Consider the following 24052-nt stretch of genomic DNA (forward strand, 5'->3'; position numbering starts at 1 on the left):
TTCTAGCACCCATTCTTGGGCTGAAACGGTTTGGTTTCTATTGGCTTCAAGTCAGCAGCAGTGGCTGCACCTTTGGAGGTCAAATAGTCTTGCGCCGCCTGCATTCTTGTCTCCCCGGTTGTAGTTCGCAGCTTGGCGTCAGATATACCTTGATCAATGTTTCCCCGAACACTATCTCCGCCGCGCCCCAGGACACCTGTATTTCTGGTTCCATTATTTTCGATTCCTCGAACCGTGTCATGAGGGGTTCCCACGGGAGTTGTTCTATTTATAGAATCTCCATTACCAAATCTTGGCAAACCGTCGCCACCCACATTATTACCATGTCTTCGCATCACATCATTGAGCGTTTGGCTATCAGCCGCTCGCCCGTGATAATATATATTACCATTGGCATCCGTCAAATAATAATTCCAATCCCAACCAAGCGGATCAATATAAGCCAGTGGATTTGGTGAATATCCATTCAGGTTAATACCCCCCATCAACCCAATTGGATCCGGGCAAATAAACCGCCCAATATCCGCATCGTAATACCGGAAGGTGTTGTAATGCAGCCCCGTTTCCCTGTCCAGGTATTGCCCCTGAAACCTCAGGTTCTGCTGACGCTCGTTTTCATCACTCGGGATATTTCCACGGTCCAACGCGTGTTCGCGCTGCCCCGCCAGTGTGGTGACCTCCCACTCCTCACTAACAGTTGAGCCCCAGGTCTTATAGCTGGCCTGCCATACCAGTTGTCCTTGGGCGTTCGACAACTCCTGAGGCATGCCGACCTGATCGGTGTGGAAGTAATACACCGCGCATGCCCCGACCGAATCGGATACTCCATTGGCGACTTTGAGTGCTGGTGCGGGCGAACGAGAACCGCCTTCTGCCATGTCGCTGTTGGCGGCTTCCCGCCGCACGGGATGCGGGACACCATCGTCATCGCCACTGAACCGTTCCCGAGCCGCCACCGCCTGGGATGCCTGTGCGCCGGGTGCTTCTGCATCTGCGGTTGTTCCAAGCCCCCCTTCATCCGTCGCATAGCCTTCCACATCCACACGCGCCATTGGCACATAGCTGCCAGGCTCATACACATAGCTGATGACACTCGCGCCCCGGCGTTCCTCGATCAGGCGCATGCCCTCCCAGATGAATTCGGTCGTGCCAAACGCATCTCGCTTTGCAATGCGTTTGCCGATGGCGTCATACTCGAAACGCGTCGTCTGACGCGTTTCATGCTCGGTACCGGGTCGGCGGATCGTGACGACCTCGGTGAGCTGATTCTCATCATTCCATTGAAAGTGCTGACGCGTGTGCCGGCCCGAGAGTTTGAGCGTCAGCCGACCGTGCCCGTCATAGAAGTAGCGTTTGTCTTCAAACACGCGCACGAGGTTGTCACGGACGAATCCACGTTGAGGCGCCTGCGGGGCTGTGCTGCCAACAGGGCCAGGCGTGGGATCAAGAATGTTCCCCGCCGGGTCGTAATGGAAGCTCTCATTGGCGGCTTGCGCCAATGCGTTACCGACGCCGCCCAGCACCGCGCGGCGCGTCTGAAGGATACGCCCCGTGGCATCGTATTGATGGCCGGTATCACCGTGCAGGCTGTGGCGATTCGCGCACATTTCCCCCACCTTGTCGTAGCGCCACGCTTTGAGCAGGCCCTGGAGGTTGCGGGATTCTGGATGGCTTGCAGCGGCTGGCTGCTGGAGGGTGTCAAGCGCCTGCTGCCATTCCGCAGCACCAGGCTGTCCCAGTCCAAAGGGTTGGGTGACCAAGCTGGAGGAACGTGTCCATGCGCCGGTGAGTCTTCCTACAGGATCGTAGTCGTAGCGCGTCTGCGCCCTGCCCTGGGTACGCAGAACTTCCTGGTGAAGCTCGTCGCGCTCCATGTCGCAGATGGTTTGATGAATAGACGTTTGCTCATCATCGTCGGTCGATCCGTGCACCAGGTTGATTTGATGAAGATGGCCCGAACCGTAATGAAGAAAATTCAGCGCACGCTGACTCGCGTGGCCAGGGACACTCGGCAATGCCGTCTGTGTGCGGTTACCTAACGGATCATGCTCATGGCGCAGCACATGCGCCTTGCCGGTCGGGAGATCGGTTGCTGTCTCGGCGACCAAGTTGCCCATCACGTCGTACGCAAACGTGGATGCATGCAAAGGAATCAGCTCGTAGGCTGGTGATGCGACTGTATCCTCAGGCATCTCGCCAGCGAACTCTACCCGCAACTTGGTCGCAGAGAGCAGCCTGTCCATCGCATCATAGGCATAGCGATAGTGGTACTCCGCCGTACGCTTCTCCAATAGGCGCCCAACCGCATCGCGCACAAACTCCGTCTTACGGGCGGCATCCTTGGCGTTGTAACCACCAGAGCTACGCCCGTCACCCCAACCTGCGATCTCGGGCGTCAGGCCGTTGGTTGAGGAGCTCTCCATGTCCACCAGCAAATCATCGCCCATTCCAGGGTGATGCACGACCGTTACGGGCCAGCCGTTGACGTCGTAGTCAACGCAGACGCGCTGCCCTCCCACTCGCCGCTCCTCCACAAGGCGATCCCCGGCGTCATATTCAAAATGGAAACTCTCGCCGTTTTCATTCTGCAACGCGGCGAGACGGTGCGCCTCGTCGTAGGTGAGTTCTATTCGCCGCTTCTCGGCATCTTGCTTGGTGGTGAGTTGCCCACGCGTGTTGTGCGTCCACAAGGTACTTCGGTGATAAGGATCGGTGACACTACCTACCAGACCTGCAGAGGTGTAGTGGTATTGCCAGTGAGCATCATCGGCAGTACGGGTTTGCAACACCTGGCCTAACGCATTGCGCGTGAGCTCTGTGGAGTGTCCTCTGGCATTGGTGATGCGCGCCAGTTGATCCCACTTGTCGTACTCGTAGGTCGTCGCGCTACCCGAACAATCCGTGTAGCTTGTGAGCTGGGCCAGACGGTTGTATTGATAACGCTTGTGCCCGCCCTTTGCGTCCGTGAAAAGTACCGGCAGACCCCTGTCGTCATAGACGTAGTACTCGCTGAGCTTATCCGGTCGCTCAACCTCCGTTAGGTCGCCAAACTCGTTGTACGTGCAATGCCATGCGCTTCCATCCATGTCGACAAGGCGCACCAGCTTGCCACGCACATCCTCCCAGCGAAGCGTCGCCGTGCGGCCTATCGGATCCTGAATGGTCGCCAGTTGTCCTTTGGCGTCGTATGCGAAACGGTACAGGCCACCACTCGCGAGGCTGTGACTCAGCAGGTGCCGGTCGGCATTCCAGGTCAGATGGAATTGCGCGCCCATGGGATTGGTGTAGCGCGTAACCAGCTTGTCGGCATTGCAGACCCAATGCTGAGACCGCCCAAGATGGTCGAGGCAATGAACCTCGTAACTCCCCGTCTCGTCCGGAGGGTAGTAGGTGAAGGCATAGGCCTCGCCGTCATTGGTCCAGTGCTGGATGACGCGCCCTTCGGGTCGAAGTTCATCCCACTCATAGTTGCACTCCAAACCCGAAGCAAACCACTGGCTTACCATCATATGGTTTTGGTAGGTGAACTTCCGCCGAACATGACCCAGGCGATCGATGACTTCAGCGAGGTCGCCATGCTCGTTGTAGCGGTATTTCACCAGGATCAGCGGCGCCGCCGCATCCACTTGCTCCACACGTACCAGCCGCGCGCTGCGTGCATCAGCACCGCTGTAATGCAGGACCACGCGCTGGTCGGCGCTGGTGGAGATCGCTCTCAACAGGCCATGCTCGTCATACTCGTAGCTGACGCTATTCTCATGCTCATCCTGCAGGAACTTCAGCGGCAAACGCTCACCATCCGCATTGCTTGTGCGTTTGCCAAAGCCGTACAACACGCCCTGCGACGGATAGTTGATGAAATAGAAGCCACCCGGGCTGCGAATAATCTGAAACTGCTCGGCGACATAGTAGCGTTGCTCGCCAGGCTCCAGATCCTCGAAAATCAGCTCACGCCCCTGCGGACCGTAGTAACGCAGTTCGCCATCAATGAATGCAAACTCCAAGGAGGCAGGCGTTACCCAGCCCGGTCCCAATATGCCTGCACGATCGTCTTTGGAGTTATAGAACCGCCACCACGCCAAAGGCATGGGACCTGCCAACGAGAAATCGTCCTCGAACGGAATAATCTTCGCACCGGTCGGCACATGCACCGGCTTGCCTTGCAGCGAGTTTCCAAGCCACGTCCCAAACGAATTTCCCGCATTCGTTCCATAATCGAAACTGGGTATCGGCAGATTCAATCCTGCCGCATTGGCACCAACGGCCACGCCCACGCCAATCCCTACGTCCGCCAGAAAACAAGGCAGTCCCTTCTTCAGGCCCGCCAGCCCTCCTCCGATGATTTCACACCCCATGCGAAAGTAGCTAGCGTACTGCCGCAGTTCGTTGGAAATCTCCTGCGAGCGCTTTTCCGCGATGGCGAATGGCGGTGAGCCAATGATGACGTTATCTGAGCCCGAGCTGATTTTCGCATCGCAGTCCACTGCATCATCGACACGCGCGGCACGCTTGCCGTTGAACCAGACGGTTGTCGCACCTTCGATGATGGGACTGTGCTTTGGCGAAGGATGGTCTGAACAATCTGCAAAATCAATCTGCGCGGGATGCGCCCTGTAAGCCCTGCGGTTGTTGATCAGAATATTGGACGAACCGATGGCGTTCAGCGTACCCGTCACATAGGTAAACGTTCGCCCTACCGCCTCACCGGTTGACTGCAGAAAATCACCTGCAGGTCCGATCAGCGCCACACCCACCACGATTCCGATGCCGATGGCGGCAATGGTGCCGAACGGAAAAACACACGCCATCCCGGCCAGTGCGGACGCCAGTCCCCAGCTCGCCAAACCACCGACGATACCGGCAGCCAACGTACCTAACAGAAAGCCTGTCTTTGCATGGCTGTGGGATATCTCATCCAAATGTCGTGCGGCTTCTGGCATGGCGAGTGATGGGGGGGTTGTTTCTGGAAAAAAGTGTTCAGCGAATCAGGGTTTCAGCGACACACTGTTCATCAGGTTGTTCCACTGCAGTGTCTCCTTGTCCTCCCATAGTCCGCGAGACGTTCCCACGAAAATGAGAATCCGTTTCTCGTCGGGTAAGACGTACAAGTGCTTTTGATAGATGATGTTTCCACCATTCTTGAAGCGGACAAAAATCTCTATGCCGCTAAGCACTCCTCCCCCGGCCACCGGCACGGTTCGCGCCTTTTGCGGCTCCATTTCCTTGAACTTGTCCTGCCCAGCGATGACCTGCAACTGCTTCTTCACGACGCTGGCGAGGGTTTCGTTCTTTGGTAGTACGTCCCGGCTGACCACTAGGTTGAAACTGGGCAGGGAGCCCTCTCCCAACATCAGCGCATTCACCGTCTGATCCCGGAACGGGACGGGCAAATCGATTTCAAATTCCTGTGCTAGATACTTCATTCACGACCCTGTTCAATTGAAACGCACTCGCCGCCAGATAGCGCGGCACCGATACCGTGCTCATGCCTTGTCCGGGTTCAGATGGATCTCCGACCCGTGTTGCTGCAACACATTGGAAAAACTCAGCAGCCCGGTCTCACCCTCGGCCGTCACCTGTGTCTTCGCCTTGGTATGGACGTCGGCACCCATCGACTCGGTGTAGATCTTGTTTTGCGCCACGATGCTGATGGTTCCCGCCTCGCCATCCATCACGATCTTGGTTGCGCCGCATTCGAGCTCAATCCGTTTGGGTGCGGTGATACGTACGCCCTGGTCTATAGCCTGCACCAACACATTCAGCTTGCCTTCGACGTGCGCGTTCTCCGAGGTAGAAGTCAAGCTGGCCGAGTTTTGTGAAGTGAGGTTGATCGCACCTGACAAAGCGCTGTGCGCAATGTCGCCAGCCGTCACCGTAATGCCATGCCCCCCGGAGTCCACGTGTGTACTCATCCCTGCGCTGGCCAGCACCGTGGTTTGTCCCGCGCTGGTCATGGTCACATGGGCGCCCGAGTGAATTGAGGTGCTCTGGCCGCTGCTCATGACCACCGGCTTTGGCGTGATCATCGAATGCCCCTCCGGGCTCACGATGGATACGATGGGCTTATTGATGTCGCGGCTGTTGCTCAGCAGTTCCATCGATTGCGCGAGGGCCGGATTTCCGCTGTCGGGCACCGCGAGTTCCTGTCCGGTCGGCGCAGCCTGTGCCATCATCCCCAGTGCCTGAGCGGCCACGCTCGGGATGGCTGACGTCATCTTCTGCACGACCTGATCACGCCCTTGCTTCAAATTGCCGATGACGCCCTTCGCAGCCGCAACCGATGACTCCGCGTTCTGTTGCAGAGTCTGGGCTTGAGTGAGCACGGAATTCATCTGCTCATGCCCATCCGGGCTGTCGTGCGAAATCTTCTGCTTGAAGTCCTGCGTGTACGTCGTGATCAGCAAGCCCTTGTCCGCGCGGATGGCCCCCCACTCATTGGTCCGCAATTCAAACCCATAACTGCGCTTGGCCTCCGAGCCCTGATTCAACAGGTAGCCCATGTGGAGGTGCGTATTGCCGTGGTCGCTCGACAGCTCCAGATGCTCGATGCCCTTCTGGTCTTCAAAGCGAAGCATGTTCTTGCCGCCGCCGCCCTTGCTCCAGTTGGTCTGCGTGCCCGATTGCGTCTTGTGCTTGGGCAGCTCCCACGGCGGCATCTGCAGCGCGTTGTACACACGCCCTGTGATGATCGGGTAGTCCGGGTCGCCGTTCAAAAAGTCGACGATCACTTCCTGGCCGATGCGAGGGATGTGCATGCCGCCGTAGTTGCTGCCCGCCCAGGTCTGGCTCACGCGGATCCAGCAGCTGGAGTTTTCGTCCATCGTGCCGTAGCGGTCCCAGTGGAACTGCACCTTCACGCGCCCGTATTTGTCGGTGTAGATCTCTTCGCCCGCCGGTCCGGTGACGACTGCAGTCTGTGGACCCGTGGTGTGCGGCTTCGGGGTCACGCGCTGGCTGCGGTACGGCACGCTCTTGGGCACCACGTTGAAGCTGATGCGGTACGTCGTCGGGCTGTCGATGCCCGCGCGCTTGGCGCTGCCCGAGCCGCCAGCGCCATCGCTGCGACGCACGTTCTCTTCAAACCGGTAGTACGCCGATTCAATGAGGTATTCCTTGTTCTGGTCTTCACGCGGATAGCGCGTCAAGGAAAAAAGGTAACCAGGAGCAATATTTCGCGCATTGCCCTCACCTTGGGCTACTTCTCGTTGCGCCTTTTGCTGTTCGATTCGCACCCGCGCGTAGTTCTCGCCATCGCCGGTTTCGGTGTAACCACCGGGCCAGTCATAGAGCTCGCGGCTGTCTTCGGTGTGGCCTGCGGGCTGCTGCTGCTTGGTGTCCAGAATGGCCTTGGGCTTTTCGAAATCGTAATCGTCCGCCGCAAAATGGCCGCTGGCGATGTCTTCGGCAAAGCTCCAGCCGTCGATGAAGTCCTCATCGTGCACGTGCGCCGCGCGGTCGCCCGAGTAGTAGGTGATCGTGCTGGGGCCGCTGGGCAGCGGGCTGTGGCTACCGATGTCGTCGGCCAGCACCAGTTTGTGGCTGCCCTGGCTGTGTTCAAAATAGAAGTATCCGCCTTCAGATTCGAGCAGGCGAGCTACAAAATTGAAGTCCGTCTCGCCGTACTGGACCATGTAGTCCCAGGTGCGATAGCTGCCGGTGAGCTTGTCCTCGATGGTGAAACCATACGGGCCCAGCACTTCCTTGATGATGTCCGGCACCTTCTTGAACTGGAAGATCTTGAAGTCCGAGCGGCGCGTCGCATGCCATAGCCATGGCCTCAGCACGGCTTCGTAGCTATAGAAATCCCCATCGCGACCGATGTAGGTGAACTGCGTCACCTGCCCCGAGAGAAACCGCTTGCCCCCACCGCCGAGCTTGGTGGTCAGGTCCACCTCCACGCTCATGTCCTTTCCGAGAAGACTCTTGGCGGAGATCGATGCGCTCTGGCTGATCAGCCGGACGCGGTACTCGAAAAGGCGCGATATCTGCTCGCTTCCCTCCAGTGAACGGAACTCCAATTGCTCGCCCAATGGACTATGGGCAATGAAGGTGCGATTCATTCCTGAAATCTCCTTTGCCGCCTGTGCGGTAGATCCGACTCGACGAACGGCTCAACATTGTTTGCAGTTTTTATCTTACGATAGCAAAAACTTAGTGACTAATACACAACGATAGTTGAAGGTCATGTAACATCACTTCAACAAAATTGATGTAGATTAGAAAACAGATTGCTAATATTTATCGCATTCTGCAACTTCATACAGCATTGGTTGGACGAAATATGACCACTAGCATGAACATGAAGCAGCGCCTTGCTGCGAGAGGGAAAAGCGGCCAGAAATTCATCGCCCGCAATCGCGCGCCTCGCGTACAGATCGAGTACGACGTCGAGGTCTACGGTTCGGAGAAGAAGATCCAGCTGCCATTTGTGATGGGTGTGATGGCGGATCTGTCGGGCAAGCCGACGGAGGCGCTGCCCGAAGTCGGGGACCGCAAGTTCCTCGAGATCGACGTCGACAACTTCGACGCCCGCATGAAGGCCATCAAGCCACGCGTGTCCTATCAAGTGCCCAACACGCTGACTGGCGAGGGCAACATGGCCGTGGACATCACCTTTGACAGCATGGATGATTTCTCGCCCGATGCAGTCGCCAAGAAGGTGGACGCGCTGAGCAAGCTGCTCGATGCCCGCACCCAGTTGGCCAATCTGCTGTCGTACATGGACGGCAAGTCCGGCGCGGAAAACCTGATTGCCAAGGTACTGGCAGATCCGGCGCTGATGAAGGCCCTGTCCTCCACACCGAATCAGCAAAAGGCCGAGAACTCCCCGGGAAATGAAGAGCAGTAACCGGCGTCACTCACGTTGCGGCTCCTAACCCATTTCGAGGAACACCAGAATGGCAGTCACTGAAAAACAAGGCCTTGCGCAGTCAACAACGCTCGAAAGCGATGCGTTTGCCTCGCTGCTGAACAAGGAATTCAAACCCAAGACCGAGCAGGCTCAGGAAGCCGTCGTCTCCGCCGTGCGCACGCTGGCGGAGCAGGCACTGACCAACACCAACATCATCTCCGCCGATGCCTACCGCACCGTCGAGGGCATGATCGCCGAGATCGACCGCAAGCTGTCGGAACAGGTGAACCTGATCATCCACCACGAGGACTTCCAGCGCCTGGAAGGCACCTGGCGCGGTCTGCACTATCTCGTGAACAACACCGAGACCGACGAGATGCTGAAGATCCAGATCTTCAACATCAACAAGAAGGATCTGGGCCGCACGCTGCAGCGCCACAAGGGCATCCTGTGGGACCAGAGCCCCATCTTCAAGAAGGTCTACGAAGCGGAATACGGCCAGTTCGGCGGCGAGCCTTTCGGCTGCCTCGTGGGCGACTACCACTTCGACCACAACCCCCAGGACGTGGCGCTGCTCACCGAAATGTCGAAGATCGCGGCATCGGCACACTGCCCCTTCATCGCCGGTGCGGACTCCAGTCTGATGCAGATGGAGTCATGGCAGGAACTGGCCAATCCGCGCGATCTGACCAAGATTTTCGGCAACACCGAATACATCAAGTGGCGCGCACTGCGTGACTCGGACGACGCGCGTTATCTGGGTCTGACGATGCCGCGCTTCCTCTCGCGCCTGCCCTACAGCACGAAGGAAAACCCGGTCGACGGCTTCGACTTCGAAGAAGACACCGCCGGCGCCAACCACAACAATTTCTGCTGGTCCAACTCCGCTTATGCGATGGCAACGAACATCAACCGTTCGTTCAAGCTCTACGGCTGGTGCACATCGATCCGCGGCGTGGAGTCCGGCGGCATCGTGGAAGACCTGCCGGTGCACGTCTTCCCGAGCGACGACGGTGGCGTGGACATCAAGTGCCCCACCGAAATTGCGATCAGCGACCGCCGCGAAGCGGAACTCGCCAAGAACGGCCTGATGCCGCTCGTGTATCGCAAGAACAGCGACGTGGCAGCCTTCATCGGCGCCCAGTCACTGCAAAAGCCTGCAGAGTATTACGACGCCGACGCGACGGCCAATGCCAATCTGTCCGCGCGCCTGCCGTACCTCTTCGCATGCTGCCGCTTTGCGCACTATCTCAAGTGCATCGTCCGCGACAAGATCGGCTCCTTCAAGGAGCGTGACGATGTGCAGCTTTGGTTGAACAACTGGATCATGAACTACGTCGATGGTGATCCAGGCAATTCTTCCGAATCCGTCAAGGCAATGAAACCTTTGGCAGCCGCCGAAGTCGTGGTTGAAGAAATTGAGGAGAACCCAGGCTACTACACGGCCAAGTTCTTCTTGCGTCCTCACTACCAACTCGAGGGCCTCACGGTTTCCTTGCGCCTGGTGTCCAAGCTGCCATCCGTGAAACAAGCGGCAGTGCAGCAGTAATCAGAAGTCCCCTGTTGTCAGTTGAATTGATCATTAATCCCTGTTTATCTGGAGGAAAAAAATGGCAGTGAATCGTTTGAACAGCCCCGTGGCCAACGTGTCGCCCGAGCAACGCGTCGGTGGCGTGGTCGATATCTATTGCAAGATCGATGGCGTTGACGGTGAATCCGAAGACTCCAAGCACAAGGGCTGGCTGCACGTCGAGTCCATCGCTGGTGGTGTGGCCAACGCGGGTGCATTTGCATACGGCGGCGGCGGCGGCTCCGGCAAGGCTCAATGGCAAGACCTGACCATCCGTGGTCGTTTTGACAAGTGCTTCGCTACGCTGATGAAGAAGTGCGCTTCGGGCGAACACATCGGCTCCGTGGAAATCTCTGCTTGCAAGGCCGGTGGCTCGCAGCAGGAATTCCTGAACATCAAGATGACCAACGTGCTCATCTCGTCCCTGAACCTGTCTGGCGCTGAGTCCACCGAACCCATGTTCGACTGCGGCTTCAACTTCCAGAAGATCAAGGTCGAAGGCAAGTCGCAGACCAACTCCGGCTCCATGGGCGGTGCAGTGGTCGCCGAGTGGGACCTCAAGGCCAACACCTGATAGGTTCGCCTCGGGTTTCCAAGAGAGGGGCGCTTCGCCCCTTTTTTTTCTTCCACCATTGCTCTCTTTTCATCGGAACACATGGCTGAACTCACATTGGCAGACAAGACGTCCCAGGTACAGGAAGCGATCCGCCAGAAACCTTCTGACGACAAGTTGCGCGTGCATCTGTTCCAGCTCTATGCGCAGGCCGGCAAGTGGCAGAAGGCGCTGGGTCAACTGCAGGTGGCTGCACAGCTCAACGAGACGCACAAGCTGCTCGCGCAGGCCTATCGCCTTGCCTTGCGCGCGGAGATGGTGCGCGCGGATGTGTTCGCCGGCACGCGCACGCCGCAGGTGCTCGGCAAGCCCGCCCAGTGGCTCGGCTTTCTGATCGAAGCGCTGCAGATGGATGCCAAGGGCCAGACCGAGCAAGCCGCCGAACTGCGCATTCAGGCGCTCGATGCCGCCGAAGCGGTTTCCGGCCGCATCAATGAATCACATTTTGATTGGATCGCCGATGCCGACTCACGCCTCGGCCCGGTCCTAGAAGTTTTCGTGAACGGCGACTACTACTGGCTGCCGTTCGAGTCCGTCGTCGAAGTGAAGATCGACAAGCCGGAAGACCTGCGCGACCTGGTCTGGCTGCCCGCGCACGTGAAACTGGTCAATGAAGGCCTGCATCCCATGATGCTGCCCGCGCGCTATCCCCTTGTCGAAGGCGTGGTGGAAGACGGCCACCTGCGCTCGCGCCTGACGAGCTGGAGCGAGACCTCCGTGGGCGATTTCATCGGTCACGGCGTGAAAGTGTTTTCGACCAACGCGCGCGAGATGTCGCTGCTCGACATCCGCGAGATCCGACTGGATTCCAAGGCCGAATAAACACCAACCGCATCAGCATCAGCAACCGCAACCGTCATCGACCGCCGCAATCAGCATGGACCGCTCAGACAGCAACGATCAACTCCACTACGGCACCGCAGACCGTCTGCTGCCAACGCTGCTGGACCGCCTGACGGACCATGCGCCGCAGCGTGACAAGGACGCGACGAGCGAGCGTCTGGTCACGCGCAAGCAGCTTCGCCAGATCATTCTGCGTGACCTGTCCTGGCTGCTCAACGCGACGAATGCCGAGGCCGAGCTGATGCTTGAAGAATTCGCGGAAGCGCGCAATTCGACGCTGAACTACGGCCTGCCCGCGTTTTCCGGCAAGCGCATCTCCGATGTGAAACTCACCGATCTGGAGGCCGCGATCAAGAACACCATCCAGCTGTTCGAGCCTCGCGTGATGCCCGCGACGCTGGTGGTCAACGCCAGCCTCGCGTCGGACGACGAGGCCGCGCACAACATGGTGGTGTTCGAGATCCGTGGCCAGATCTGGGCGCAACCCTACCCCATCGAGATGCTGCTCAAATCCAGCATCGATCTGGAGACCGGCTCCGTCACCCTGCACGACCAGATGGGGGACAACTGATGGACCCGCGACTGCTGGACTACTACAACCGCGAGCTCGCCTACATCCGGGAGATGGGGCAGGAATTCGCGCAGGAGCACCCCAAGATCGCCGGGCGTCTGGGCATGAAGGGGCTCGAGGTGGCGGACCCCTATGTGGAGCGTCTGCTCGAAGGTTTCGCGCTGCTGGCCGGCCGCATCCAGCTCAAGATGGACGCGGAGTTTCCGCGCTTCTCGCAGCGCCTGTTGGAGCTGATCTATCCGCACTACCTCTCGCCCACGCCCGCCATGGGCATCGTGCGGCTGCACCCGAGCGAGACGGAGGGCGGCCTCACCGGTGCGTTCAAGGTGCCACGCCTCACCGTGCTGCGTGCGCCGATTTCTCCCGGTCAGGTGACCGCCTGCCAGTTCCGCACTGCACACGACGTGGAGCTGTTGCCGGTGGGCGTCAAGCAGGCATGGGTCGAGGGTCTGGCCACCGACGTGCGCATCCCCGCCAACCAGAAGAAGGTCGCCAGCAGCCTGCACCTGGTGCTGGAGACCAGCGGTGACAAGGAATTCCGCACCATCGATTTTGACGAACTGCCCGTCTACATCGCCGGGCCGTTCGACCGCGCGCTGCTGCTGCTCGAGCTGATCTGCGGGCGGCTTGTGGGCGGTGCGCTCAAGTGGCGCGACGAGGCGGGCAACGATCACCAGTCCTGGCTCGCGGCCGATCAGGTCAGCGGCATGGGCTTCGAAAACGACGAGGCGCTGATCCCGTACGGCGAGCAGAGCTTCAGCGGCTATCGCCTGCTGCACGAGTACTTCGCCTGCCCGGACCGCTACCGGTTCTTCAAGATCAAGCGGCTGCGGCAGATTCTCAAGACCGTGCGCGCGACGCGCATCGAGTTCGTGCTGCACTTCGACCGCGCTGCCACCGAGCTCGAAAAAGTGGTCTCCGACAGCCACTTCCACCTGTTCTGCACGCCCGTCATCAACCTCTTTCCAAAGAAGGGCGACCGCATCGACGTGTCGCTCGCGCACTTCGAGCACCATCTGCTTGGCGACCGCACGCGCCCGCTGGACTACGAGATCTACTCGGTCGGTTCGATCCATGGCTACGCCGCCAACAACACCGACGTGCAGACCTTTCTGCCGATCTACGAAACGCTGGGTGCGCAGGAAAGCTCGCATTCGCAGGCCTATTTCTCGCTGCGCCGCGAGCCGCGCAAACTCTCCGAAGTCGCCAAGCGCAATGGCCCGCGCACCGGCTACATCGGCAGCGAAGTGTTCGCGCAGCTCGTCGATCGCCAGGACGCGCCCTACCCACACACGCTCAGCCGTATCGCGCCCGACATGCTGTGCACGAACCGCGATCTGTCGCTGCTCATCACCTCGGCGGGGGAGCGCAACTTCCAGCTGGCGGTGTCCGCGCCGGTGCAGCGCGTGGAGCTGGTGACCACGCTCACCCGCCCCGCCGCGTCGATCGCCGAGCGCAAGACGACCTGGCGATTGCTCAGCCATCTTCAGCTCAACTACCAGACGCTCACCGACTCCACCCCCACCGAGGGCGCGAAGGTCATGCGCGAGCTGCTCAATCTCTACGCGCAGCTCAGCCGTCCCGACACGGCGCAGCAGGCCGATGCGGTGGCCTCCGTCAGCCTCACGCCGATGTTCGCGCGCGTGCGCCAACCCGGTCCCATCGTCTATGGGCGCGGCGTCGACATCCACCTCACGGTGGATCAAGCCAAGTTCGGCGGCAGCAGCTCGTGGCTGTTCGGCGCGGTGCTTGAGCGCTTTTTCGCGCGCCATGTCGGCATCAACTCCGCCACGCGATTGAAGATGAGCACGCTGCAGAACGGACCCTTTGCCGAATGGGCCACGCGCCAGGGCATGCGCCCGACGGCGTGACGCAGAGAGCCGCCATGGAAAGCTCCGCAACCCATTTCCCGCACCCTTCCGGGAACGCATCGTCCGCAAGCGCTCTCTCGCAGCTCGTGCGCACCACCCTGCCGCAGACCGAGGCCATCGATTTGTTCGCGCTGCTGCGCCATCTGGATGCCGCCTCTCCGTCGGCGCGCCTTGGCGCATCGCAAACCCCGCGCGAAGACGTGGTGCGGCTTGGCCAGCAACCGTCCACGGTGTTTGCGCCTTCCACGCTCTACAGCGTGCAGCCCACCGGCCATGGCGGGAGACCGCTGGTGCGCATTTTCAGCTTCGGCGTCTTTGGCCCCAACGGCGCGCTGCCGATCCACCTGACCGAGTACGTGCGCGAGCGGCTGCACAACCACGGCGATCCCGCGCCTGCGGATTTCGTCGATCTGTTCCACCACCGCTTCATCAGTCTGTTCTACCGCGCCTGGGCCGACGCGCAGTCCGTCGTGCAGCTCGACCGCCCCGGCGTCGACAAATTCAGCTTCTATGCGGGCGCGCTGGTCGGGCTCGGCTTTGAAAACAGCTGGCAGCGTGACTCCATCGAAGACAGCGCCAAGCTCTACGCCGCCGGGCATCTCGCGCGCCTCACGCGCAACCCCGAAGGACTTGAAAAGCTCATCGGCCACTACTTCGGCACCCAGGCCGCGATCACCGAGTTTCTCAAGAGCTGGATTCACATCGACGTGGCCGATCAGACCCGCCTTGGCGGTATGGGCCAGAACAACCAGCTTGGCGTAAGCGCCATCGCGGGCAGCCGCCTGCAGGACGTGCAGGCCAAGTTCCGCATCACGCTCGGCCCCATGGAACTGCGCAAGTACGAGAGCTTTCTGCCGCCCGAGGCCAACAACCGCAAGCTGCGCGACTGGGTGCGCAACTACATCGGCATCGAGATGGATTGGGACGTGGAACTGCAACTGCGTGCCGACGAAGTGCCGCGCACGTCGCTCGGCGGTGGCTCGCGCCTTGGCTGGACCACCTGGATGGGCAAGCGCGCAAGCGACGCACCCGCCAATGACCTGCGCCTCGACCCCGAACGCGACTCAAGGCGACTGAAGGCGGGCTGAGCGGCTCGCCAATGGCGTCTCACGCTGGTGGAGAGAAAGCACGAGAATGGGCGTGCATCCCCCACGACAACGGAGACAAACCATGCCAACGCCCTCATCCCCCGGCCCCGGAGACCGACTCGTCGTCTCCCACGCCCACAACGCCCTGTTCGAGCGCGGGCTGCGCTCGTTCTTTGAATACCGCGATCTCGGCATGAAGCAGGCCACGGACGGCCGCGTCGTCGCGCACGTGATCCGTGCAGCGCAGGGCGAAGAGTTCAACGGCGTCCCGCATCGGCACCACATCGATTTTCAGCTCGTCTATGTTCTCAAGGGCTGGGTTGAATTCGAATACGAGGGCCACGGCCCGGTGCGGCTCGAGGCGGGTTCCTGCGTTTACCAGCCGCCAGGCATACGCCACCGCGAACTCGGGCACAGCGAGGACGTGGAAATGCTGGAGATCGTGATGCCCGGCGAATTCAAGACCGAGGTGGTCGAAGCGGTCGAACACAGGGACTGACCTGCGCGCCCGAAGAATAGCCGCGTCGCCGACACGCGTTTTCCCTCAAAGAGGCAGAATCCCTCGCTAAACTTCGTTCACAAAGTGAAGTGTTAGCAAGCAAAGCGTTACTAAGGGGTATCCATTGGCCATGCACATCTGGGATTACGCGCCAGACGCGCTCGAAGTCAGCGTCACCGAGCTGATTGTCACCACTGCGGATCAAAGCGACGATCTGGTGGACGACACCGTCCGTCAGGTGCTGCACGATCTGCGCGAGAACCTGAAAATGGACGTGATCTTTCTCTCCGAGATCCGCGATGGAAAGCGCATGTTCAAGCATGTCGACAACAAGCCCGGCTGCGACCTCATCGCCACGGGCGGGGGCTCGCGGCTCGAGGAATCATTCTGCCAATGCGTGCTCGACGGCCGCCTGCCCAAGCTGGTGCACGACGCCGAAACCCATCGCAAAAGCGCCAAGCTGCCGGACACGCCGTTTCGCGTAGGCGCGCACATCAGCGCGCCCATCGTGCTCGCCAACGGTCAGGTCTACGGAACGCTGTGCACGTTCAGCATGGCTGCCGATCCCACGCTCACCCAGAAGGACCTGCAGAAGCTTGAATGCGTGGCGCGCGTGGCCGCCAAGCGCATCGACCTGCGCCTTGCGCAGCAGCGCGAGGAGACGATCGCCGGCTGGCAGCTCCAGCCGCTGGCGGACGCTCAGCAGAAAAAGGACTGGAGCGACAAACTGGGACGCAAGTAGGCAGCGAGCCCTTGTCTCTGTGCATGTTTGCGATCTCGACGCGCGAAGATCGCATACATGTACTCAGTGCCCCGACGCCTTGGAGAACAGCTGGATCACCAGCACGCCGATCACGATCAGCGCCATGCCGGCGACGGCGGGCAGATCGAGCTTCTGGCCGTGCACCAGCCAGCCGACGATGGAGATCAGCACGATGCCCAGCCCCGACCAGATGGCGTAGACCACGCCCGTTGGAATGGACTTCATCACCTGTGAGAGCAGCCAGAACGAGATGCAGTAGCCCACCACGGCCAGCGCGCTGGGCGCAAGGCGCTGAAAGCCATCGGACGATTTGAGCGCAGTGGTGGCGATGACCTCGGAGACGATGGCGGCGCCGAGCAGAAGCAGTGGTGGCATGTCGAAAAACCTCTGGCCCGCGTGGCGACCTCCGCCATCGATCAGGGCCCAAGCCATCAAGCCTACGTCGAAACGCCCCGCGCGAAATGCACGCCCCCGCTTGTCCCCACGCATCGCGGGTGCAAGCGGTGTTTAGGATCAGGCTTGACTCGCCACGCAGCGCAGACGCTGCTCGCCCAGCCCCGTGATGCCAAGCCGCATCTCGTCTCCTGCGCGCAGAAATTTCGGCGCGGGTTTCTGGCCGAGACCGACGCCCGCCGGCGTGCCTGTCAGCACGATGTCGCCGGGCTCAAGCGTCATGAAATCGCTGATGTAGGACAGCATGGTCGGCACGTCGAAGATGAAGTTCTTCGTGTTGCCGTCCTGCATGCGCTGGCCGTTCACGTCGAGCCAGAGACCGAGCGCATGCGGATCGCCCACCTCATCCGCCGTCACCAGCCACGGGCCGATGGGCGCAAAGGTGTCGTAGCTCTTGCCCTTGTCCCACTGCCCGCCGCGCTCGGTCTGGTAGGCGCGTTCGGAAACGTCGTTGCCCAGCACATAGCCCGCCACATGCCCGAGCGCCGCGTCCTTGCCCACGTGCTTGAGCCGCGAGCCGATGACGATGCCGAGCTCCACCTCCCAGTCGGTCTTCTGCGCCCCGGGCGGAATCTGCACATCGTCGTTCGGTCCCGAAAGCGAGGTGATCGCCTTCATGAACAGCACCGGCTCCTTGGGCACGGGCATGTTGGCCTCTTCCGCGTGGTCGCGGTAGTTCAGCCCCACACAGATGATCTTGCCGACCTGCCCGACGGGACAGCCCAGACGCACACCCTCCTCGACCAACGGCAGCTGCGCGATGTCGATGGCGGCCAGCGCCGCCAGCGTGCGCGGCGACAGCTGATTCGGCCCCAGGTCGGGCAACAGCATCGAGAGATCGCGCACGCGCCCTGCCGCATCGACCACCCCTGCACGCTCGACGCCCCGTTCACCGTATCTGACCAATTTCATGAAAATCTCCTTGTTTTGAATGCATGTGATGTTAGAGCCTGTTTGCGATCTCATACGCAAGCATCGCGAGACCATCTCGAGACCTGATGCCTGCTTCTCGTTCGGCGATGCCCCGGCTTCCTGACGGCACACACGCAGGCCTTACCATCGGAGCAAAAGACAGAGACACGCATGACCGCTCCCGCAACGCCAACTTCTCCGCCCTCGCCCGCTTCCGGGCTCAAACGCCCCGCCAACCTGCGCGAGCTGTTCTGGGCCTTCACCGTGCTGGCGCTGCAGGGCTTTGGCGGCGTGCTCGCCGTGGTGCAGCGGGAGATGGTGGACCGCCGCCAGTGGATCACCAACGAAGAATTCATCGAGGACTGGGCTGTCGCGCAGATCCTGCCCGGCCCCAACGTGGTCAACCTGTCGATGATGATCGGCGACCGCTACTTCGGTCTGCGCGGTGCCATCACCGCCGTGCTCGGCATGCTCTGCATTCCGATGCTGCTGGTGATCGCGCTGGCCTTGCTCTACCAGCACTATGCCGACGTTCCGCAGGTGGCGGGCGCACTGCGCGGCATGGGTGCGGTGGCGGCGGGTCTCGTCATCGGCGCGGGCCTGCGCCTCGCCGTCGCGTTTCGCAAGCATCCGCTCGGGCCCATGGTCTGCTGGGTGTTTGCGGCCATCACGTTTGCGGCGATGGCGCTCTGGCGCTTTCCGCTCGGCTGGGTGCTTCCGGTGGTCGGTGGCACGACCTGCGTGCTCACCTGGTTCAAGCTCGGGCGCGACACCGCCCAAGTGATCAAGTCCTGATCGGGGAGGCGCGCCATGACCATCCCGATCACCATGCAGGCTCTCGACTGGCTGCAACTCTTCATCTACTACCTGATGCTGTCGCTGCTGTCCGTGGGCGGCGCCATTGCCACCGCGCCCGACATGCACCGCTATCTGGTGGACGAGCACGGCCTGCTCACCGACCTGCAGTTCACCAACTCCATCGCCATCGCCCAGTCCGCCCCCGGCCCCAACGTGCTCTTCGTCGCCCTCTTCGGCTGGAACATCGGCATGAACGCTGCCCCCGCCGGCAGCCCCATGGGCTGGCTGCTGGGCAGCCTCGGCGTGGTGATCTGCATGGTGGGCATTCTGCTGCCCAGCAGCACCCTCACCTTCGTCGCCACGCGCTGGGCCCAGCAGCACCGCGAAAAACGCGCCGTGCGTGCGTTCAAGCAAGGCATGGCGCCTCTGGTCGTAGGCCTGCTCTGCGCCACCGGCTGGGTCCTCGCCAGCGCCCACGGCGGCCCGCTCGCGGCATGGCCGCTATGGTGCGTGAGCGCACTGACTGCCGTGCTGGTCTGGCGGACCAAGCTTCATCTGCTGTGGCTGCTGACGGTCGGCGCGGTGCTGGGAGCGTTGGGAGTGGTTTGAAAACCCCACCCCGGCAGAGGCCCCGCGAGAGCATCAAGCGCCCCTGCTTCGGGCTACTTCAAGATCAGGACTTTTTCACCGAAAGATAAAACAAGATCGCCCCCACGCAGGCCAGCGGTACGGCAATGGCAATTTGAGAAGAAGTCAACGCGTAAACACTTGCGCCCAGCAAGCCCAGCCCAGCCGTTTGCATGAATTTCTTGTTCATATGTTCTCTGTATAGCAGCCATCCGGCTGGGTTTTGCTGTTGATCCAGGCGACAAGGTCTGCCGCGTTCTGGTGCATGTGTCTTCCCTCTCTTGCCAGGCACGCTGCACCGCAAACTCAGCAAGCTACGGCTCAGCGCGAGTGGGGCACTGATCGAACTACATGCACTTTCCGCTTCTGCCAAACGCCAGTTTGTTTCATTCGTTGAAATAATGGACAAACCATTGCTTCATCATTGCAAATTTCGATTGAAATTGGAAGGTGTATTGAAGATTTTTTAACGGTAACTTTGTCTTGGTGGTGGGACCGCAATCGGCCAAAAGCAGACTTTGATTGGCGTGGCCAGGTGCTCCAACGATTCCAGAAGTGCAAAGCTGCTATCCTTTGTCGGAAGCAGTGACCCCGAGAGGAAAGCCATGGCCCAAGCCAAGTCCACAACGCAGCCTGAGGACATCTTTGAAGCAGCTAGGGCGGCCGATGTGGAAGCGACTCGGCAATTCATCGACGCAGGCGCAGATTTAGCAGCGTGCAATGCGTATGGATTCACGGCTTTGGAGTGCGCCGCCATGGGTACGAACAACGCGCCGCTGGCCCAAAGCATGGAGGTACTGCACATGCTGTTGAAGGCGGGCAGCCCTTTGGAGCATAGCGGTGGCGATTTGGGGCGGACGGCGCTCTATCTGGCCGCAGAATTTTCCCCCAGTGTCGATGTGGTCCGCCTTTTGCTGGATGCTGGTGCACAGCCTGATGTGCGCAGCAAAGATGGCATCCATGTGGTGGAAAACGCCATGATGCCTGAGGTGCAGGCCCTGCTGTCGCGCCTGACTGGCTATTCCGTACCGGATGACGAAGACGATGAGCCGGAGTCGCAGAAAATGTCGGCTGCGCAATGGCGGGCGGCAGAACAAAAGATAGCAACTGTTTTTCAGCAGCTCGACGCGCAAGGCATTATTTGCTTGCAAGACGCCGGCCAAACCCAAGAGGACGCCTTCGATGACTGCAGCGACATTTTTATCAAACGCGGCGGTGTGGACGCGGGTTTGACCGGCATGTGCTTTTACACCCGCCAAGACCAAAACCGTGCTAAGAAGAGCAGCGACTTGGCCCTGGGCTTTTGGGGCGCACCAGAAGGTGAACCCGCGGATATGAAGCGCGTGGGGCAGCAGATTGTGGATGCATTTGTGCAGGCACACTTACCGGTTCGCTGGAATGGATCCGACCGCACGCGTCCCATAGTCGATTTGCGGAGCATATAGCCATATTTTGGACACTCAAAATCAAGGTAGCCCGGAGCAGACGCGTAAGCTGAATTTTGCTATTTGTAGTGAGTTTTAAAAGACTCCTCAGGGTCGCGTCCTGCCTGTCACTGTCGGCAAGGAGCCGTCGTTTGAGCAACGGTAAGGCGGTCGTCCGCAATGATGGGTCGTGTCCTGCCGGTCACGTAGGACTGATATCTGCACTCCACGTAAACACCCTGGATCAAGGGATGTCGAATGCTTCTAACCATCGCATTGCCCGCTCTCCCCTGAAATCAAGCAGGCTTGAGGGGTTGATCTTCGGCAACCGCACGGGCCGTAGCACCGCAGCCACTTCCCGATATACCGCTGGCAGGTTTCCGGTGGTCACGTCCCCAATCTGCGGAGCCTCACCCGCCCGGATCAGAACGCCTTTGGGCAGCTCGACCACACCGATTTCCGGGTTGGTCAGTCTGGTTCGCAGTGCAGTCAGTCCCCCGAGCATTCGGACCTGCCCTTCGCTCAGAAAGTTCAGCCAGTTGACCCGCTTGAGGAACGCTCGCGGCTCACCACGCTCACGCAACTCTGGATCATCAAGGTCACGTCGGTACAGTTGGGTGCCTGTGCCAAGCCAGATGCCCGCAAGATCAAGGCTTGGGTAGCGGCTCAACAGAGCCCCCACACGCTCGCGTACAAGCAGATTGCTGTCCGACGGTGGATTGAGGAGTTCAGCTTCCAAACCATAGCCGGCACTGCCGGAAATGAATGCCCCCTGCAAAGCCTCCAGCTCACAAAGCCACGCAACAAAGCGATCTGGCTCTGCGAGAGGGTGATCGAGTGGAAATGAAATGGAAACGGACGAGCAGCGCAGGTTCGGATGGAACTCCGGGTTCCGCCAATTGCGTAGACTCTCCAATGTGACAACGGGCTGCGTACGCGCTACAAAGTCGATGGCGAGCATGGCCGCACTGGTACCGTACTCAACGCCTTGAAGGTGAAGCGAATACACCTTCGGGGGATAGGGTGTCGGAGCTTCAAACCAAGTCTTTACAGATGCATCCAGCTTGGACGTAAGCTTCCTGAACCTGCCCGAACCCGTAGAGACATAGCCCAACGCATCGCCTAATGCGGCCCTTGTGTGGTCATAAGCGTCGAGCATCTCACGGCCATCTGCCCACGGAATAAAAATCTCAAACCGAAGCGATGGGCGAATGAGCGGTATGCATCCAGCATCAAGGAAAAGTTCCGGGATCGTCGTAATTGCCTCAGACATTCAGGAATTCCAAAATAAAGGGTCAAGGAATACGGACCGAAGCAATCGGTCTGACACCAAGCACCAAGCCCTGGCAACACCAGTCTGAGCAACATCAATGGCCGCCATGGTAGCAATTGAGGGTAAATTTTAAGCAATAACGTCGGCCAGGCGAGTGTCACTTGTGGGGCGTTTTCACCCATAGAAAGCCCCTCCGTCACCAACAACACCGACGACCCTTCAATGCACCGGTTCCCTGCAGCGATGCATTCAATCCCATCCGCCTCGTCGCCCGACCCTCACGCCGCTATCCGTGTCTCCCTCGTCCCCAGAATCCAGGGCAGCGCTACCGTCGCTGGCGCGCGGACGATCAGGTCGGCTGCGTCGTCCAGTTCGCTGGGGGCGGTGTTCACGATGATGACCTTGGCGCCCACGCGCGCAGCCAGGCGGGCCAGCCCCGCCGCGGGATAAACGGCTCCGGCCGTGCCCACCACCAGCATCAGGTCGCAGGCCTCCGCAGCCTTTTGCGCGGCGTCGAGGACGCGGTAAGGCAATGCCTCGCCAAACCAGACGACGGCCGGTCGAACGAGATTGCCGCAGCGGTCGCAGTGCGGTGGATCGCCTGCCTCGGCGTGGTCGAGGTGACAGCAGTCCTTGGGGGTGTCGAGCCAGCTCTGGGTGTTCAGGTCGCCGTGCAGGCACAGCACGCCGGGGCTTCCCGCGCGGCGGTGCAGGCCGTCGACGTTCTGTGTGACCAGAGTGAACGCGCCGGCCTTGTGTGATGCTTCAAAGGCCGCGAGCGCGTAGTGGCCTGCGTTGGGATTCACCTTGGCGACGAGTTCGCGCCGGTATTCGTACCAGCGCCAGACCATGGCGGGGTTGGCGCGGTAGCCGGCCTGCGAGGCCATGTCCTCGGGACGGTACTGCGACCAGAAACCGGTCTGCGCGTCGCGGAAAGTGGGCACTCCGGATTCGGCACTGATGCCGGCTCCGGTGAGCACCACGATGTTTCTGGCCGCCGCCACCCATTGGGCAGCGACGGCCATGGACTCTTCTTGCTCGGTCTGCCCTGTCGATTCTTCGTCGTTCATGTTGACGATCCTTGCTGGTTCACCCGCCTGGCAATCAGCCGCCGCGCTGGCGCAGCGCCTCGTAGAGGCACACGCCGCTCGCGACCGAAACGTTCAGGCTTTCGACCGCGCCCTTCATCGGAATGGACACCAGCTGATCGCAGGTCTTGCGCGTGAGCTGGCGCATGCCGTCGCCTTCGGCGCCCAGCACCAGCGCCACGGCGCCCTTCAAATCGACCTCGTAGATCGTCCTGTCGGCATCGCCGCTGGTGCCGATGCACCAGATGTTGCGCTCTTTCAGCTCGTTGAGGGTGCGCGCCAGATTGGTCACCATGAAGTACGGCACGGTCTCGGCCGCGCCGCTGGCCACCTTGGCCACGGTGGCGTTGATGCCCGCCGCGTTGTCCTTGGGGGCGATCACCGCATGCACGCCCGCGCCGTCGGCCACGCGCAGGCAGGCGCCGAGGTTGTGCGGATCGGTCACGCCGTCCAGCACCAGCAGCAGCGGGTTCTTCACGCCATCCGCTTCAAGTTGGTCGAGCAGGTCGTCGAGCGACTTCACCTGCGCGATCTCCTGGACCCGCGCGGCCACGCCCTGGTGGCCGTGGCTGCCCGCGAGCTTGGCGATGCGCAGCGAATCGGCCTCGATCAGTCGCACGCCCGCCTCTTTCGCGCGGTCCACGAACTGGCGCATGCGCGCGTCGCGGCGGGTGGATTCGAAGTAGACCTCGATGATCGATTGCGGCGCCGTTTTCATGCGCACGCCGACGGCATGGAAGCCGAACAGGACTTTGGGGGAAGATGACATCCCGCCATTATCCTGCGCCGGGGTATCTCCTATCAGCCA

Annotated in this window: 21 protein-coding genes; 12 read left to right on the forward strand and 9 right to left on the reverse strand. The window is 60.5% G+C overall.

The annotated features are described in order from the left end of the window. Positions 1–2: 2 nt before the first annotated feature. The 3 genes from ISG32_RS09260 to ISG32_RS09270 are packed head-to-tail and all read right to left on the reverse strand — an operon-like array spanning position 3 to position 8060. Positions 3–4940 carry an RHS repeat-associated core domain-containing protein gene (locus tag ISG32_RS09260; RefSeq protein WP_194770726.1) on the reverse strand — a complete coding sequence of 1646 codons (4938 nt, stop codon included), beginning with the start codon at positions 4938–4940 and terminating at the stop codon, positions 3–5. Positions 4941–4985: 45 nt separating this feature from the next. Next, positions 4986–5423 carry a DcrB-related protein gene (locus tag ISG32_RS09265; RefSeq protein WP_194770727.1) on the reverse strand — a complete coding sequence of 146 codons (438 nt, stop codon included), beginning with the start codon at positions 5421–5423 and terminating at the stop codon, positions 4986–4988. A 60-nt stretch (positions 5424–5483) separates the two neighbouring features. Beyond that, positions 5484–8060, reverse strand: a complete 2577-nt coding sequence (locus ISG32_RS09270) for a type VI secretion system Vgr family protein (RefSeq protein ID WP_194770728.1) — start codon at positions 8058–8060, stop codon at positions 5484–5486. A gap of 239 nt (positions 8061–8299) precedes the next feature. Between ISG32_RS09270 and tssB the strand changes: the two genes are divergently transcribed. From tssB to ISG32_RS09315, 9 genes are all read left to right on the forward strand, one after another. Continuing rightward, positions 8300–8848, forward strand: coding sequence for a type VI secretion system contractile sheath small subunit (tssB, locus tag ISG32_RS09275; protein ID WP_194771010.1), 549 nt, complete (start codon positions 8300–8302; stop codon positions 8846–8848). Positions 8849–8897: 49 nt separating this feature from the next. Then, complete coding sequence (gene tssC, locus ISG32_RS09280) at positions 8898–10400, forward strand: type VI secretion system contractile sheath large subunit (protein WP_194770729.1); 1503 nt, start codon at positions 8898–8900, stop codon at positions 10398–10400. Between the two features lie 61 nt (positions 10401–10461). Beyond that, complete coding sequence (locus ISG32_RS09285; protein ID WP_194770730.1) at positions 10462–10995, forward strand: Hcp family type VI secretion system effector; 534 nt, start codon at positions 10462–10464, stop codon at positions 10993–10995. A gap of 81 nt (positions 10996–11076) precedes the next feature. Then, the gene (locus ISG32_RS09290) at positions 11077–11856 is read left to right on the forward strand and encodes a type VI secretion system accessory protein TagJ (RefSeq protein ID WP_194770731.1); all 780 of its coding nucleotides are present in this window, start codon (positions 11077–11079) and stop codon (positions 11854–11856) included. Positions 11857–11911: 55 nt separating this feature from the next. Continuing rightward, positions 11912–12448: a type VI secretion system baseplate subunit TssE gene (gene tssE, locus ISG32_RS09295; protein WP_194770732.1), complete on the forward strand. Its 537-nt coding sequence runs from the start codon at positions 11912–11914 to the stop codon at positions 12446–12448. Continuing rightward, the gene (gene tssF / locus ISG32_RS09300) at positions 12448–14319 is read left to right on the forward strand and encodes a type VI secretion system baseplate subunit TssF (protein ID WP_194770733.1); all 1872 of its coding nucleotides are present in this window, start codon (positions 12448–12450) and stop codon (positions 14317–14319) included. The genes tssE and tssF overlap by 1 nt, the downstream gene beginning before the upstream one ends. Before the next feature lie 14 nt (positions 14320–14333). Continuing rightward, positions 14334–15407, forward strand: coding sequence for a type VI secretion system baseplate subunit TssG (tssG, locus tag ISG32_RS09305; RefSeq protein WP_194770734.1), 1074 nt, complete (start codon positions 14334–14336; stop codon positions 15405–15407). An 82-nt stretch (positions 15408–15489) separates the two neighbouring features. Then, positions 15490–15906: a cupin domain-containing protein gene (locus ISG32_RS09310; protein ID WP_194770735.1), complete on the forward strand. Its 417-nt coding sequence runs from the start codon at positions 15490–15492 to the stop codon at positions 15904–15906. Positions 15907–16036: 130 nt separating this feature from the next. Further along, positions 16037–16648, forward strand: a complete 612-nt coding sequence (locus ISG32_RS09315; RefSeq protein ID WP_228529689.1) for a GAF domain-containing protein — start codon at positions 16037–16039, stop codon at positions 16646–16648. A gap of 63 nt (positions 16649–16711) precedes the next feature. Here the strand turns inward: ISG32_RS09315 and ISG32_RS09320 are convergent, their stop codons facing one another. Next, entirely contained in the window at positions 16712–17044 is a 333-nt protein-coding gene (locus ISG32_RS09320) for an SMR family transporter (RefSeq protein ID WP_194770737.1), read from the reverse strand. A gap of 138 nt (positions 17045–17182) precedes the next feature. Beyond that, entirely contained in the window at positions 17183–18034 is an 852-nt protein-coding gene (locus tag ISG32_RS09325; protein ID WP_194770738.1) for a fumarylacetoacetate hydrolase family protein, read from the reverse strand. Between the two features lie 171 nt (positions 18035–18205). Between ISG32_RS09325 and ISG32_RS09330 the strand changes: the two genes are divergently transcribed. Both ISG32_RS09330 and ISG32_RS09335 read left to right on the forward strand, forming a co-directional pair. Further along, positions 18206–18829 carry a chromate transporter gene (locus tag ISG32_RS09330; RefSeq protein ID WP_194770739.1) on the forward strand — a complete coding sequence of 208 codons (624 nt, stop codon included), beginning with the start codon at positions 18206–18208 and terminating at the stop codon, positions 18827–18829. 15 nt (positions 18830–18844) lie between these two features. Continuing rightward, on the forward strand, positions 18845–19441 hold the full coding sequence (locus ISG32_RS09335) for a chromate transporter (RefSeq protein WP_194770740.1): 597 nt from the start codon (positions 18845–18847) through the stop codon (positions 19439–19441). A 64-nt stretch (positions 19442–19505) separates the two neighbouring features. Here ISG32_RS09335 and ISG32_RS09340 read toward each other — a convergent pair whose 3' ends face one another. After that, positions 19506–19649: a hypothetical protein gene (locus tag ISG32_RS09340; RefSeq protein ID WP_194770741.1), complete on the reverse strand. Its 144-nt coding sequence runs from the start codon at positions 19647–19649 to the stop codon at positions 19506–19508. Between the two features lie 415 nt (positions 19650–20064). On the opposite strand from ISG32_RS09340, the gene ISG32_RS09345 reads away from it, so the two are divergent. Beyond that, entirely contained in the window at positions 20065–20904 is an 840-nt protein-coding gene (locus tag ISG32_RS09345; protein ID WP_194770742.1) for an ankyrin repeat domain-containing protein, read from the forward strand. Positions 20905–21127: 223 nt separating this feature from the next. Here ISG32_RS09345 and ISG32_RS09350 read toward each other — a convergent pair whose 3' ends face one another. The 3 genes from ISG32_RS09350 to rlmB form a co-directional block, all read right to left on the reverse strand. Next, on the reverse strand, positions 21128–22156 hold the full coding sequence (locus ISG32_RS09350) for a type VI immunity family protein (protein WP_194770743.1): 1029 nt from the start codon (positions 22154–22156) through the stop codon (positions 21128–21130). Positions 22157–22434: 278 nt separating this feature from the next. Further along, positions 22435–23226 carry an SIR2 family NAD-dependent protein deacylase gene (locus tag ISG32_RS09355; RefSeq protein WP_407645040.1) on the reverse strand — a complete coding sequence of 264 codons (792 nt, stop codon included), beginning with the start codon at positions 23224–23226 and terminating at the stop codon, positions 22435–22437. A 34-nt stretch (positions 23227–23260) separates the two neighbouring features. Continuing rightward, entirely contained in the window at positions 23261–24013 is a 753-nt protein-coding gene (gene rlmB, locus ISG32_RS09360) for a 23S rRNA (guanosine(2251)-2'-O)-methyltransferase RlmB (protein WP_194770744.1), read from the reverse strand. Positions 24014–24052: the final 39 nt, after the last annotated feature.

The sequence above is a fragment of the Diaphorobacter caeni genome, assembly GCF_015354245.1.
Taxonomy (GTDB): domain Bacteria; phylum Pseudomonadota; class Gammaproteobacteria; order Burkholderiales; family Burkholderiaceae_C; genus Diaphorobacter_A; species Diaphorobacter_A caeni.

What these genes read in the sequence shown, in the direction of transcription:
- ISG32_RS09260 (WP_194770726.1), bottom strand. Translation starts at nt 4,940, where the DNA reads ATGCCAGAAGCCGCACGACATTTGGATGAGATATCCCACAGCCATGCA.
- ISG32_RS09265 (WP_194770727.1), bottom strand. Translation starts at nt 5,423, where the DNA reads ATGAAGTATCTAGCACAGGAATTTGAAATCGATTTGCCCGTCCCGTTC.
- ISG32_RS09270 (WP_194770728.1), bottom strand. Translation starts at nt 8,060, where the DNA reads ATGAATCGCACCTTCATTGCCCATAGTCCATTGGGCGAGCAATTGGAG.
- tssB (WP_194771010.1), top strand. Translation starts at nt 8,300, where the DNA reads ATGAAGCAGCGCCTTGCTGCGAGAGGGAAAAGCGGCCAGAAATTCATC.
- tssC (WP_194770729.1), top strand. Translation starts at nt 8,898, where the DNA reads ATGGCAGTCACTGAAAAACAAGGCCTTGCGCAGTCAACAACGCTCGAA.
- ISG32_RS09285 (WP_194770730.1), top strand. Translation starts at nt 10,462, where the DNA reads ATGGCAGTGAATCGTTTGAACAGCCCCGTGGCCAACGTGTCGCCCGAG.
- ISG32_RS09290 (WP_194770731.1), top strand. Translation starts at nt 11,077, where the DNA reads ATGGCTGAACTCACATTGGCAGACAAGACGTCCCAGGTACAGGAAGCG.
- tssE (WP_194770732.1), top strand. Translation starts at nt 11,912, where the DNA reads ATGGACCGCTCAGACAGCAACGATCAACTCCACTACGGCACCGCAGAC.
- tssF (WP_194770733.1), top strand. Translation starts at nt 12,448, where the DNA reads ATGGACCCGCGACTGCTGGACTACTACAACCGCGAGCTCGCCTACATC.
- tssG (WP_194770734.1), top strand. Translation starts at nt 14,334, where the DNA reads ATGGAAAGCTCCGCAACCCATTTCCCGCACCCTTCCGGGAACGCATCG.
- ISG32_RS09310 (WP_194770735.1), top strand. Translation starts at nt 15,490, where the DNA reads ATGCCAACGCCCTCATCCCCCGGCCCCGGAGACCGACTCGTCGTCTCC.
- ISG32_RS09315 (WP_228529689.1), top strand. Translation starts at nt 16,037, where the DNA reads ATGCACATCTGGGATTACGCGCCAGACGCGCTCGAAGTCAGCGTCACC.
- ISG32_RS09320 (WP_194770737.1), bottom strand. Translation starts at nt 17,044, where the DNA reads ATGCCACCACTGCTTCTGCTCGGCGCCGCCATCGTCTCCGAGGTCATC.
- ISG32_RS09325 (WP_194770738.1), bottom strand. Translation starts at nt 18,034, where the DNA reads ATGAAATTGGTCAGATACGGTGAACGGGGCGTCGAGCGTGCAGGGGTG.
- ISG32_RS09330 (WP_194770739.1), top strand. Translation starts at nt 18,206, where the DNA reads ATGACCGCTCCCGCAACGCCAACTTCTCCGCCCTCGCCCGCTTCCGGG.
- ISG32_RS09335 (WP_194770740.1), top strand. Translation starts at nt 18,845, where the DNA reads ATGACCATCCCGATCACCATGCAGGCTCTCGACTGGCTGCAACTCTTC.
- ISG32_RS09340 (WP_194770741.1), bottom strand. Translation starts at nt 19,649, where the DNA reads ATGAACAAGAAATTCATGCAAACGGCTGGGCTGGGCTTGCTGGGCGCA.
- ISG32_RS09345 (WP_194770742.1), top strand. Translation starts at nt 20,065, where the DNA reads ATGGCCCAAGCCAAGTCCACAACGCAGCCTGAGGACATCTTTGAAGCA.
- ISG32_RS09350 (WP_194770743.1), bottom strand. Translation starts at nt 22,156, where the DNA reads ATGTCTGAGGCAATTACGACGATCCCGGAACTTTTCCTTGATGCTGGA.
- ISG32_RS09355 (WP_407645040.1), bottom strand. Translation starts at nt 23,226, where the DNA reads ATGAACGACGAAGAATCGACAGGGCAGACCGAGCAAGAAGAGTCCATG.
- rlmB (WP_194770744.1), bottom strand. Translation starts at nt 24,013, where the DNA reads ATGTCATCTTCCCCCAAAGTCCTGTTCGGCTTCCATGCCGTCGGCGTG.